We start from the raw sequence: 12161 nt of genomic DNA on the forward strand, positions 1-12161 counted from the left end.
CGTGCGCGCTGTGCGGATGACGACGTCGTCACCCGGGATCGGTCCACCTCGAGCCGGAAGCGTTTCCGGACGATTCACCCTCCCGCCGCTCCGAGGGGCTGTCAAGCCGAGAGCCCCGGGCCGGCCGGCGGCTCTCTCGGTGCAATCGCTTCCGGACTACAGTCGACCGGTGGGCCTCGCGCACCTCAGCCTCGCCGACGTCGCCCGCCTCGCCGGCGTCTCCCCCGCCACCGCCTCCCGCGCGCTGAACTCCCGCCCGGAGGTGGCCGAGGCGACCCGCGCCCGCGTCCTGGCGGTCGCACGCGAGCACCACTACGTGGCGTCCCCCGAGGCGTCGGGCCTCGCCTCGCGGACCACCGGCCGGGTCGCCGTCGTCGTGCCGCACCTGTCCCGCTGGTTCTTCGGCGCGCTGCTCGAGGGGCTCGAGGCGCGGCTGCGGCGCGCCCGCCTCGACGTCCTGCTGTACCACGTGCCCACGCGCCGCGACCGGCACGACTTCTTCGAGCGGCTGCCCGCCCGGCGCAAGGTCGACGCGGTCGTCGTGCTGGCGTTCCCGGTCTCCGAGCACGAGCAGGCCCGGCTGGCCATGATGGGCGTCGGCATCGTCGCCGCCGGCGGCCAGGTGGCCGCCTTCCCCCACGTCTGCATCGACGACCACGCGGCCGCGCGGCAGGCCGTGGACCACCTGCTGTTCCTCGGCCACCGCCGCATCGCGATGATCGAGGCGGTGGACCCCGAGTCGGCGGAGTGGCGCGACGGCATGGGCCGCACCACCGGGTACCACGAGGCGCTCGCCGAGGCCGGGGTCGCGCCGGACCCCGACCTCGTCGTCACCGTGCCGTGGGGCGAGCAGCACGGCGCCGACGCCATGTCCCGGCTGCTCGGGCTGCGCGTGCCGCCCACCGCCGTGTACGCGCACTCCGACGAGGTCGCGGCCGGGGCGCTCGCGACGATCCGCCGCGCCGGGCTGCGCGTGCCGCAGGACGTCTCCGTGATCGGCATCGACGACCACCCGGTCGCCGCGCTGCTGGACCTGACGACGGTCGCCCAGCCGGTGCGCGAGCAGGGCGAGGCGGCGGGGCAGCTGGTGGTGGACCTCGTCGCCGGGCGCCAGGTGGCACCGGCGGCGCCCGTACCGACGCGGCTGGTCGTGCGGGGCAGCACGGGGCCACCGCGGCAGGCCGACGCCGGGCGCTGACGCCGGGCGCTGACGCCGGGCACTGACGACGGGCCCGCCCGGTGGCGGCTCAGCGGGCCCGACCGCGCACCGTCGCGACGGCGTCCCACCACAGCGCCTCGAGGTCCTCGGTCGCGCCGCCGCGCAGCCACGTGTCGACGGCGACGTCGAGGCACGCGAGCGCGGTGGCGACGAGCGCGCCGGCCCGGTGCCGCGCGGTGCCGGCGGCGACGCCGTCGGCCTCGAGCCGGCGGGCCAGCTCCGGCACGAGCACCGCCTGCCAGGCCAGCTGCTTCTCGAGCCGCTTGGCGTGCAGCGCCGGCTCCTCGTGCAGGAGACGCCCGAGCGCCACCTCCTCCGGGCGCGGGTCGCCGACGCTCGCGCGCAGCACCCGGAACGCCTCGGCGAGCGACTCCCACGGGTCCTCGCCCGCGGGGCGCGCCGCGAGCGCCGCGTGCAGCACCTGCCCGCGCTCGACCATGTCCCCGAGGACGACGTCCTCCTTGGTGGCGAAGTAGCGGAAGAACGAGCGGCGGGAGATGCCGGCGGCCGCGGCGATCTGGTCCACCGTCGTCGCGTCGAAGCCCTGCTCGAGGAAGAGGGTCGCGGCCGCCTGCGCGATCTCGCGGTGCACGGCGCGGCGGGTGCGCTCGCGCAGGCCGGGCGGGCGGGCGTCGCTGGTCACGCGCCGATGGTACGGGGACGGCGGGCGATGCCAGACCTGGCACTAGGTGCCATTTGCGGCGTACGGTGCCGACATGGGAGCCCTCGACCTTCGCCTGCAGACCACCCTCGTCACCGGCGCCAGCGCCGGCATCGGCGCCGCCCTGTCCCGCGCCCTCGCCGCACGCGGGTCCGACCTCGTCCTCGTCGCCCGCCGCGAGGAGCGCCTGCACACGCTCGCCGACGAGCTGCGCCGGACCCACGGCGTGCGCGTCGAGGTCGTCGCGGCCGACCTGTCGGCGCCGCGCCCGGGCCGGACGCTCGCCGCCGAGGTCGCACGTCGGGGCCTGCGCGTCACGAGCCTGGTGAACAACGCCGGGTTCGGGCTCGACGGGCCGTTCGCCGCCGAGGACCCCGACCGCCTGCAGCAGCTCGTCGCGGTGGACGTCGCGGCGGTGGTCGACGTCACGCGCGCCTTCCTGCCCGACCTCGTCGCGGCCGGCACCGGCGCCCTCGTCAACGTCACGAGCATGGCCGCGTACCAGCCGTCCCCGGGCATGGCCGCGTACGCCGCGAGCAAGGCGTTCGTGCTCAGCCTCACCGAGGCGCTGTGGTGGGAGACGCGCGGCACCGGGCTGCGCACGCTCGCGTTCGCGCCGAACCTGACCCGCACGGAGTTCTTCGACGAGATCGGCACCGAGGGCTACCGCGGCCGCTACCAGACGCCGGACGACGTCGCCGCCGCCCTGGTCCGCGCGCTCGAGAGCGGCCGCGACCCGGGCCCGAGCACGACCGCACGCCGCGGCGACCGCGCCCTCGTCGCGCTCGCACGCCTGCTCGGGCGGCGGACGGCGCTGCGGGCGATGGCGCGGATCTCCGGCGACCGCCTCCTGGGGGCGTCCACCTGAGCCACGGTCACGTCACGAGGCGGCGAGCAGCACCAGCACGCCCATCTGCGCGTCGAGCAGCAGGTGCACCACCAGCAGGTACGGCAGCAGGGACGGCCGCCGGCGCAGGACCACGGCGAGCAGCAGCGTGAACGGCAGGAACATCAGCGCACGCCAGACGAGGAACCGCGCGTCGAGCAGGAGCGGGAGCGTGACGTGCTGGAGCGCGTGCAGCAGCGCGGGCGCCGCGACGACGACGGCCGTCCCCCGGCCGAGGGCCGCCAGTCGCGGCTGCACGTACGCGTAGTAGGTCGGCAGCTCCGCGAGCGCCGTCGTCACGGGGAACAGCACGGCCGAGGTGACCGCGGCCGCGAGCGGGAGGGGGCGCACGAGCAGGTCGAGCGAGACCTGCGGGTCACCCCAGAGCAGCGTCGCCAGGCCCATGTTCGGGCCGGCCGCGAGCGCGGCGCCGGCGAGCGTGACGAGCAGCGCGGCGGGCACGTCCCGGCGCACGCGCGCGCGGTCGGGCCGGTAGAGGTCGCGCAGCGACGCCCCCTCCGCCCGCATCCGGCGCGCCAGCAGCGTCAGCGTGAGGACGTTCGCCGCGGTCGCCGTCAGCGGCCACCAGGCCGCCGAGTCCGCCCACGGCGACACCGAGCCGCCCGCCGCGAGCAGGAGCGCGACGACGGCCTGCGCGGCCGCGAACGCGACGAGGCGCAGGAGGAGCATCGTGAGGACCTGACGGCCGGACGGCGCACCACCGAGCTGAGGTGCGGCGTCGACGCCGGGCGAGGCGGGAACGGTCACGGGGGCCGACGACATGCGGAGGTCCTCTCGGGTGCGCGTGCTCTGCTCGCGCCGGTCCGGCGCGATATCTTCCGCGGAAGATACCGCGCGGCACGGCCACGCGGAGCCGCACGTGCCCCGGACGGCCCAACGCCCTGCCGGGCGCGCGGTCGTCCGCGCCGCCCCGGTCCCGGCAGGCACGACGTCCCCTGCGGCAGGATCCCGGACGGTCCGGCCGGGGCACGCCCGGGACGCGCCGGGGCGCCCCGCTCCGACGACCGACCTCCGGTGCGGGGCGCCCCGTGCGGGCCGGCCTCAGGGGCGCGCGGGCGGCCGCGACGAGCCGCCGCCGCGGTGCGTGACCTTGCTCAGCAGCTCCTTGGCCTTGCGCTGGTTCTCCGGCTTCGCCATCTCGCGCTTCGCGATCTGGGCCGCCTTGAGGGCGAGCCCGCTCTTCATCGCCTTGCCCAGGAATCCCATGTGTGCCTCCTCGTCGGCGGGTGCGACGACGGTACGTCGGGTCGGGCGCGGGCGCGCGGCGGGGACGGCGGTCACGCGTCCCGGCCGAGCTCGGCCCTCGGGTGCCAGTCGGCCGGGACCTCGTCCGTGAGCGCCGTCGTCGCGAGCGCCTCGCCGAGCACCGGCGCCTGCTTGAACAGGTTGTGCCCGGCGACGGCCGTGACGCCGTCCGCGCTCCAGATGCCGACGCCGTCGTCGCCCCACGGCAGCGCGGTGACCCAGCAGTGCACGTGGTCGACCGGCTCGGGCCGCAGCCCCGGCAGCGCCCGCCGGACGTAGGCGACGGTGCGGTCGGCGAGCGCGGCGAGCTCGTCAGGACGCGCGACGGCGCCCCCCGGCTCGGCCGGTACGTGCCCGCTCAGGCCCACCGCGAGGTGGCGTGACCCCGGGTACGGCGACGCGTACACGCCGCTCTCGCCGAACCGCCCGCTGCCGTCCTGGAACGTCGGCAGCGGCCCGTCGGCGCCGTCCGCACGCTCGAACGTCAGCCGGACGTGCGCGCCGAGCTCGACGGGGACCTGCGTGCCGAGCGCGCCGGCGAGCGCGGCCGTGCCGCGTCCCGCGCACAGCACGACGTGGTCGTACACGTGCACGCCGGTCCCGGTGCGGACCTCGACGGAGCCGTCGTCGCGGCGGCGCACCGCGAGCACGTGGTCGGCGACGAGGGCGTCCGCGAGCCGGGCCGTCAGGGCCCCGACCGCGGCGCGCGTGCCGATCGCGCCGCCGTGGACGTCGAGCATCGCCGGCCCGTCGTACGCGGCGAGGACGGGGAGCCGCTCGCGCAGCTCGTCGCGCGTGAGCGGCCGCGCGGGCGCGTCCGGGAACTGCGCGAGCGTCGCGAGCTTGTCGGCCACGCCGTCGCCGATCACCACCGCGCCGTCGGGGGCGACGAGCTCCACGCCCAGCTCGTCCTCCCACTCGCGCCACAGCGCGCGGCTGCGCACGACCTGCGCCACGAGGCGCGGGTCGGCGTGCGCGTGCCGGAAGATGCGACCCTGCCCGGCCGACTGGCCGCCGCCCGGCGGCCCGGACTCGAGCACCGTGACCTGCGCACCGCGGCGCTGCAGCGCGAAGGCGGTGGACAGGCCGATGATCCCGGCACCGACGACTGCGACTCGTGGCATGTGGTCAGCCCACCACGGACCCGGGTGAGCCGCCCGCGGTCGTCGTCCTAGCCGAGCAGCCGCGCCAGCGCGGCGTCGGACGCCGCGAGCGCCGACCGGTCGTACGTGCTGCCCGCGGCCACGAGCTCGGCGGCCCCGGTGCGCTCGAGCAGCTCCGCCAGCCGCGCCTCGACGTGCGCCGGCGAGCCCGCGACGGCCGCCGCCGCGGTCTCGTCGAGGTACTGCTGCTGCCGCGCCGTGCGCCGTGCGGCGCGCACGGCGGCGACCGGCTCCAGCGGCGGGAACTCCCCGGTGGTCCGGCTCAGCGCCATCGCCCACGCCTCCGGCAGGAGCAGGTCGGCCGCCTCGGCGTCGGTGTCGGCGACGAGCACGTCGAGGCTGATCGCGACCCACGGCTCCGCGAGCTGCGCCGAGGGGCGGAAGTCGCGTCGGTACCCCGCGAGCGCCGCGAGTCCCGGCTCCGGGTCGCCCGCGACGCCGAGGACCGGCCCGCCGACGACCACGGGCAGGCCGAGCTCGGCCGCGACCTGCAGGCCGCGGCCGGTCGCGAGGACGTACATCGGCACGGGCGCCACCGGCTGCGGCCGCAGCGTGATCTCCGCGGTCCCGTCCAGGTAGGCGCGCAGCTCGGCGAGGTCGGCGGCGAAGTCCCGGTCCACCTGGCGCAGGGCGCGACGGACCGGCGCGGTGAACCCGGGCGAGCGCCCGAGGCCGAGGTCGACCCGACCCGGCGCGAAGGCGGCCAGCGTCGTGAACTGCTCGGCCACCACCAGCGGCTGGTGGTGCGGCAGCATCACGCCGGCGGACCCGATCCGGATCCTCGTCGTCGCCCCGGCGACCGCCGCCAGCAGCACGGCCGGCGCCGACCCCGCGACACCGGGCACGCCGTGGTGCTCGGCCACCCAGAACCGGTCGTAGCCGAGCCCTTCCACGCGGGACGCGCGGGCGACCGTGCCGCGCAGCGCCGCGGCGTCGTCCTCCCCCGCGCGCGTGCGCGACCGGTCGAGCAGGGAGAGGCGCGGCTGGTCGGTCACGCCACGTGCAGCGTCGCGGACCCGGCGGATCTTCCGCCGGGCCCGGTCGGCGTCAGGCCACGCCGTCGGACAGCGCGTCCGTCAGCAGCCCCACCAGCGCGTCGACCTGCACGTCCGCGGACGACGTGACGTCCTCCTCCGCGGCCCCGTCGAGCGCCCGCGCGGCCAGCCCGGACTTGCTGTCGATGAGCTCGGCGATCCTCGCGTCGATCGTCTGGGCGGCGATGACGCGCCACGCGGTGACGGGCTCGGCCTGGCCGATGCGGTGGACGCGGTCGATCGCCTGCGTCTGCTCCGCGTAGGTCCAGGACAGCTCGGCCAGCACGAGGTTGGACGCGACCTGGAGGTTGAGGCCCACGCCAGCGGCGGTGAGGGAGCAGACGACGACCTGCACCTCGGGGTCCTCGACGAAGGCCTTGATGTTCTTCTCCCGCACGCGCGTCGTCTGCTCGCCGCGGATCGAGGCGTACCGGATGCCGCGGTCGGCGAACGTCTGCTCGGCGGCGTCCATGACGTCGACGTGCTTGGCGAAGAACACGACCTTGCCGACGTTGCGCGCCAGCTGGGCGGCGTAGTCCGCGGCCAGCCCGGCCTTCGCCTGCCCGATGCGGCGCACCATGGTGAACACGTTGTCGCCGCCGGTCTTCGAGCTCGAGTCCTTGAGCTCGGCCGCCGCGACGCGCCGGGCGAGCTCGCGGTCCACCCCGTGCACGACGGCGCCGCCCCCGTCCCGCGCCTCCAGCGCCGCCCGGTAGCGGGACACGAGCCGGCGGGCCAGCGCCTCCTCCGCGGCGCGGACCGAGCGACCGGCCGCGCCGTCGAGCTCGACGGGCAGGTCCGCGACCCGGCGGGCGGGGATGTCGGCCACCACGTCGGCCTTGCGGCGGCGGACGATGCCCATGTCGATGACGGCGGCCCGGGCCGCGGCGGAGAAGCCGCGGTCGGCCGGGGTCAGCCCCGTGTCCTCCAGGGCGGTCATCAGCCGGCCGAGCGGCTTCTCGTCGTCGATCCAGCCGAGGTACTGCCAGATCGCGCGGAAGTCCTCGATGTCGTTGATCAGCGGCGTGCCGGTCAGCGCCATGAGCAGCGGCCGTGCGGTGCGCTCGCGGATGCGCTCGGAGAGCGCGAGCACGTGCTGCGAGCGCTGGGACGTCTTGTTCTTGATGAAGTGCGCCTCGTCGACGACCATCCCGCGGAAGCCGAGGTCGCCCAGCCAGCCGACGTGCCGGTCGAGGATGTCGTAGTTGACGATGACGACGTCCGCGAAGGCGTCGACCTCGTCGCCGTCGCCGTGCACGACCGTCGCGCGGCGCAGCGGCGTCCACAGGCCGACCTCGCGCGCCCAGTTCGTCTTCACGACGTTCGGCACGACGACGAGCAGCGGGAACGCGTCGGCCGCCTGGGCGGAGAGCAGCGCCTGCGCGGTCTTGCCGAGCCCGGGCTCGTCGGCCAGCAGGAACGTGCGGTGGCCGCGGGCGGCGGCCGCGACGACCTTCGCCTGGTGGGGCATCAGCTCGCGACCGAGCGGCACGGGCACGTGCCGCGGCTCGGGCAGCTCCATGCACGCGGGTGCGCCGGGGCTCGCGTCCTCGAAGGAGCGGAACAGCGGCTCCAGCAGCTCCCAGCCGGCCAGCCGACGGGGCCTGGCCAACCGCTCGGCGGCGGCCTCGAAGTCCGGTGCGAGGAACGGGTTCGCCATCTGCCGGGCGATCGCGGACCGCGGCACGACGCGCTTCTCGACGCCGGGCACCGGCTCGGGCGGGGGCGTGGGCTCGGGCTCCGGGGGCGACTCCAGCCCGCCCTCGCGCATCACGGTCGCCTTGTAGGCGCGGGCGGCGTCGGACACGCGGGCGTCCTCGGAGAGCAGCGCGAGCAGCGACGTGTCGCGGGCGGCGATGCGGGCGAGCATCGTCGCGACGCCGTCGAGCCGCTTGAGCTGCTCGCTGCGCTTGGCCTGGGTCAGCTCGTCGTCCGCCATGACGCGGGCGCGCTCCTCACGGACGAGCAGCGCGACGACCTGGAACTTCGTACGCAGCGCGGGGCGCGTCGGCGGTCGCCGCACGACGTCGTCGACCTCGCGCGCGATGCCGGCGAGGACGGGGATGATCCCCTCCTCGTCGCGTCGCCGGGCGCGGCGGCGCGGTGCGGCGCCGTTCTCGCCCCGGCCACCGCCGGCCGGGCGCGCGCGACCGGACCGGCGCTGGCCAGCTCCTGCCACATCTCCTCCTTCGCACCCGGCCGCCCCGCGCACGCGGTGCGGCGGGCCGTGAAACGGCGGCCGGGAGCGGTCGCCCCGGGTCGCGTCCCGTGTCTCGGACGCGCGCTCGGGCTCGCGACGTGCGACGTCGCAGCTCCGCCTCTGCGTCGGGCGCAGGTCCGTGCCGAGCCGGTGGTGCCACGCCGCCGGACGTCCGGCGCACAGCGCGTCGGCACGATCCGGCCTGGTCCGGCACCGGCTGGTGTGCAGCCTACCGCCGAGTACCTGCGCGGGCGCTCCACCCCTGCGCGCGCCACCCGTCCGCCCGGCACGGGCGCGCGCGGACCTCCGGGACGGGGTCGCCGGCGGCGCGGAGGCGGCCCTCGCCACCGGCGCACGAGCACACCCGGGCCGCGGACGCGCACACGGCAGGGGCCGGGGAGATCGTCCGACCTCCCCGGCCCCTGCCGTCATGTCCGTCGCGGACCGTGCCCGGTCCGGTCGGTCACCTCCGCTCGAGCGCCGCCACCGCGGCGACGAGACGGTCGGTCGCCGCGCTGACGTCCGCCTGCCGGCCGTCCTTGCGCAGGACGTGCTGCGCCTTCGCCAGCGCCGCCTTCACCGCCGCGACGCTCCTGCCGGTGTAGACCTTGCCCCGCAGGTCGAGCGCGGCCGCCTCGGCGACGGTCCGCTCCAGCCGCGAGGTGTCGACGATGGACCGGCGCAGCCCGAGCCAGCGCTCGGGGTCGGCGCTGGCGGCCGCACCGAGCTTCTCGGAGAAGTCGCTGTTGAAGATCAGCGGGTTGTGGGTGGACCGCCAGCTGCGCTGGTCCGTCAGACCCCAGAACGTGACGCGGTGGATGTCCGTCGAGTACTTCTTGTAGACGGCGAAGTACTCCGCGAACCGCTGCGCCTGGATCGCCTCCAGCTCGGCGCGGTTGCTGATCTTGCCGACCCAGTAGTCGAACTCGCCGCGGGAGATGCGGTCCTTCACCGACGGGTCGGTCAGGTCGCGGTACTGGGACCGGTCGTCGCCCTCGGGCTGGCCGTTCCACGCCTCCCACACCTGCAGGTCGAGCTCGCTGATGCTGACGTCGAAGCCCGCCTCGATGATCAGCTGGATGGACCGCTCCACCGACGCCTCGTCGGAGCACGCGCCCGGCTGCCACTCCTCCGCCGCGTCGTTCACGAGGCGCGGCAGCCGCGTGAGGCTCGAGCAGGCGAACGCCGGCGTCTGGTTGATGTAGTTGTGCGACTGCATCCCGATCGCCTCGACGAGCGGGCGCGGGTCCTCCGGGTGCTCGGCGGCGTAGCGGGCGTTGAGGTCGGTCGCCATCGCGATGATCGCCTGCGCCTTGCCCTCGGACTGGAAGACGTTGAAGTCGTTGTACTCCAGCCGCGTCTGCGGGTCGTAGGTGCGGGCGAGGACGAACGCGTCGTAGAGGAAGTCGGACGGGTGCTCGCCCGCGGCCGCGTCGGCGCCGTTCGCGTAGGCGCTGTACCAGTTCGAGAACCCGCCGTTCGGGCCGCCGCGCAGGAAGTCGCGCCAGTCCTGCGTCGCGGGGTCGAACTCGGCGAGGCCGTCGACGAACGCCTCGTTGACGACGTCCCAGGAGACGGCGCGGCCCTGGAAGTGCGTCAGCACCTCGCGGACGTACCGCTCCATGTTGGCCCGGGCCTGCTCGCGGGTGCCGCCGGTCGGCCCGCTGTTGATCCGCGGCGGCGACTGCCCGTGCCACACCAGCACGTGCCCGTGCACGTCCATGCCGCGCGCGAGCGTCTGGTCGACGAACGCGTCGGCCTCGTCCCAGCGGAAGGTGAACTCCCCGGTGACGGGGTCGATGTTGTCGTTCGGCAGCAGCTGGTCCGGCTTCATGGCGTTCTCGGCCGTCATGACGCTGTAGTGCTTGGCGATGGTCGCCGAGCTGGGCGAGCCCTCCGCGTAGGTGTCGAGACCGGACCAGATGTTGCCGACGTCGAAGTAGTCCCGGTAGGCCTTCTTCAGCGAGGCCATCTCGTGGCGGAACGTGGTCTCGAGGACGACGTCGCCCTCCGGCATGGTGAACGAGTCGACCCGGGCGCCGATCCAGCCGAGCTCCTCGGACGTCCACCCGCCCCACACCTGGTGCCGGCCGGGCGTCGCCGTCAGCTCGACCGTCTCGCCGGCCTCGTAGCTGCCGGCCCCGGTGACCTTGCCCTTGCCGTGGACGCGGATCTCGACGTCGAAGGTGTCGTCGACGTACGCGTACGCCGGGGCGGTGACGCCGACCGCGGCGAGGGCGAGCGCGACGGCCGCCCCGATCCTGCGCGGAGCCCTGCGGGCGTCCGCCCCTCCTGGTGCACCGTCACGACGCTGTGTGGCACGCCATCTCATGTTGCGCTTCCTCTCGACTGCGGCTCCGAAAGTCGGCGTGGCCGCGCCCGAGCGCGGTCCGCCGCCGACGTCCCTGTGCATGCTCGTCCGCGGCGCCCGTGCCGCCGACGCTGGCGGACGAGGCGCGCGGACCCCACCCCTGCTCGTGCCCCTGCAACGTTGTAGGGGCGTCTGGTTTGCCGTGAACGCCGCTTTGAGGCGTGGGTCACAACGTAAGGAGGGGGCCGGGGGACGTCAAGGAGTCGGGGCGTTCGTCCCAGGGACGAGTTGCGACGCGCGGGCCGCAACTCTCGCGCCGGGGCCCCGTGCGCAGGTGCTTACCGGCCGCCCGTGATCGACCGGTGCCGCTGCTGCACGCCCGCCGCGCCGTACGGGTAGTCGTCGACCCGGGGCGCGCTGGCCTCGCTGAGCCGCGCGACCGCCTCGGGCTCGAGGACGAGGTCCGCCGCGCCGAGGTTGTCGTCGAGCTGGTCGACGGTCCGGGCGCCGAGGATCACCGACGTCACCGCCGGCTGCTGCGCCAGCCACGCGAGCGCCACCTGCGACATCGACGCGCCCTGCGCGTCGGCGACCTCGCGGACGGCGTCGACCACCTGCCACGTCCGCTCGTCGGCGTTGCGGGCGGCCCACGCCTCCATCCCGCGCTGGGGGTTCTCGCCGAGGCGCGTCGCGCCCGTGGGGTCGACGTCGCGCTGGTACTTGCCGGTGAGCCAGCCGCCGGCGAGCGGCGACCACGGCAGCAGGCCCAGGCCGGCGTCGAGCGCCGCGGGGACGACCTCGTGCTCGATGTCGCGGACGAGGAGGTTGTACTGCGGCTGCAGCGTCACCGGCGGCGCCCAGCCGTGGGCGCGGGCGACGTGGACCGCCTTCGTGAGCTGCCAGCCGAGGTAGTTGGAGAAGCCGTAGGAGGAGATCTTGCCGGCGGTGACGGCGTCGTCGAGGAAGCGCAGAGTCTCCTCGACCGGGGTGAGGGCGTCCCAGGCGTGCACCTGGTAGAGGTCGACGTGCTCGACGCCGAGGCGGCGCAGGGACGCGTCGAGCGCGTCGCGCAGGTGGCGGCGCGAGAGGCCCAGGTCGTTGGGCCCCTCCCCCATCGGGAACCGGCCCTTGGTCGCGAGGACGACCTGACGCGCCTCCGTCGGGTGCTGCGCCAGCCAGCGGCCGATGATCTCCTCCGAGACGCCGGCGCTGTACACGTCGGCGGTGTCGACGAGGGTGCCGCCCGCCTCGACGAACCGCGTGAGGATCGCGTGCGACGTCTCCTCGTCCGCCTCCGCGCCGAACGTCATGGTGCCGAGCGTCTGCGTGGAGACGACGGTGCCGCTGCAGCCGAGCGTGCGGTACTGCATGGGAGTCCTCCTGGGTGGGCGCGGGTGCCGACCCTGCCCACTCCACCACCG

General features: G+C 75.7%; 10 protein-coding genes. 2 read left to right on the top strand and 8 right to left on the bottom strand.

All coding sequences use genetic code 11. From position 1 onward, the window contains the following. The first annotated feature begins 169 nt into the window (after positions 1–169). Entirely contained in the window at positions 170–1198 is a 1029-nt protein-coding gene (locus tag GC089_RS14660) for a LacI family DNA-binding transcriptional regulator (protein ID WP_230684844.1), read from the top strand. A gap of 49 nt (positions 1199–1247) precedes the next feature. Here the strand turns inward: GC089_RS14660 and GC089_RS14665 are convergent, their stop codons facing one another. Beyond that, a complete protein-coding gene (locus GC089_RS14665; RefSeq protein WP_155378269.1) occupies positions 1248–1862 on the bottom strand; it encodes a TetR family transcriptional regulator in 615 nt (204 codons plus the stop codon). 73 nt (positions 1863–1935) lie between these two features. Here GC089_RS14665 and GC089_RS14670 point away from each other — a divergent pair, with 73 nt between their 5' ends. After that, on the top strand, positions 1936–2748 hold the full coding sequence (locus GC089_RS14670; RefSeq protein ID WP_155378270.1) for an SDR family oxidoreductase: 813 nt from the start codon (positions 1936–1938) through the stop codon (positions 2746–2748). 12 nt (positions 2749–2760) lie between these two features. On the opposite strand, the gene GC089_RS14675 is transcribed toward GC089_RS14670, so the two are convergent. The 7 genes from GC089_RS14675 to GC089_RS14700 all read right to left on the bottom strand — a co-directional run bounded on the left by GC089_RS14675 (position 2761) and on the right by GC089_RS14700 (position 12110). Beyond that, positions 2761–3549 (bottom strand): hypothetical protein, encoded by a 789-nt coding sequence (locus GC089_RS14675; RefSeq protein ID WP_155378271.1) that lies wholly within the window; start codon positions 3547–3549, stop codon positions 2761–2763. Between the two features lie 279 nt (positions 3550–3828). Then, complete coding sequence (locus tag GC089_RS18510; protein ID WP_196250718.1) at positions 3829–3993, bottom strand: hypothetical protein; 165 nt, start codon at positions 3991–3993, stop codon at positions 3829–3831. Positions 3994–4064: 71 nt separating this feature from the next. After that, positions 4065–5156, bottom strand: a complete 1092-nt coding sequence (locus tag GC089_RS14680; protein WP_155378272.1) for an FAD-binding oxidoreductase — start codon at positions 5154–5156, stop codon at positions 4065–4067. 47 nt (positions 5157–5203) lie between these two features. Beyond that, positions 5204–6190, bottom strand: a complete 987-nt coding sequence (locus GC089_RS14685) for an MsnO8 family LLM class oxidoreductase (RefSeq protein ID WP_155378273.1) — start codon at positions 6188–6190, stop codon at positions 5204–5206. Between the two features lie 52 nt (positions 6191–6242). Then, complete coding sequence (locus GC089_RS14690) at positions 6243–8408, bottom strand: DEAD/DEAH box helicase (protein ID WP_155378274.1); 2166 nt, start codon at positions 8406–8408, stop codon at positions 6243–6245. Between the two features lie 484 nt (positions 8409–8892). Then, positions 8893–10761 carry an endo-1,4-beta-xylanase gene (locus GC089_RS14695; protein WP_196250719.1) on the bottom strand — a complete coding sequence of 623 codons (1869 nt, stop codon included), beginning with the start codon at positions 10759–10761 and terminating at the stop codon, positions 8893–8895. Positions 10762–11078: 317 nt separating this feature from the next. Further along, positions 11079–12110: an aldo/keto reductase gene (locus tag GC089_RS14700; RefSeq protein ID WP_155378276.1), complete on the bottom strand. Its 1032-nt coding sequence runs from the start codon at positions 12108–12110 to the stop codon at positions 11079–11081. Positions 12111–12161: the final 51 nt, after the last annotated feature.

Source organism: Cellulomonas sp. JZ18, assembly GCF_009720485.1.
Taxonomy (GTDB): Bacteria; Actinomycetota; Actinomycetes; order Actinomycetales; family Cellulomonadaceae; genus Cellulomonas.

Bases quoted from the DNA above. Each gene is read 5' to 3' on its own strand.
- GC089_RS14675 (WP_155378271.1), bottom strand. From the start codon at position 3,549: ATGTCGTCGGCCCCCGTGACCGTTCCCGCCTCGCCCGGCGTCGACGCC.
- GC089_RS18510 (WP_196250718.1), bottom strand. From the start codon at position 3,993: ATGGGATTCCTGGGCAAGGCGATGAAGAGCGGGCTCGCCCTCAAGGCG.
- GC089_RS14680 (WP_155378272.1), bottom strand. From the start codon at position 5,156: ATGCCACGAGTCGCAGTCGTCGGTGCCGGGATCATCGGCCTGTCCACC.
- GC089_RS14700 (WP_155378276.1), bottom strand. From the start codon at position 12,110: ATGCAGTACCGCACGCTCGGCTGCAGCGGCACCGTCGTCTCCACGCAG.
- GC089_RS14670 (WP_155378270.1), top strand. From the start codon at position 1,936: ATGGGAGCCCTCGACCTTCGCCTGCAGACCACCCTCGTCACCGGCGCC.
- GC089_RS14695 (WP_196250719.1), bottom strand. From the start codon at position 10,761: ATGAGATGGCGTGCCACACAGCGTCGTGACGGTGCACCAGGAGGGGCG.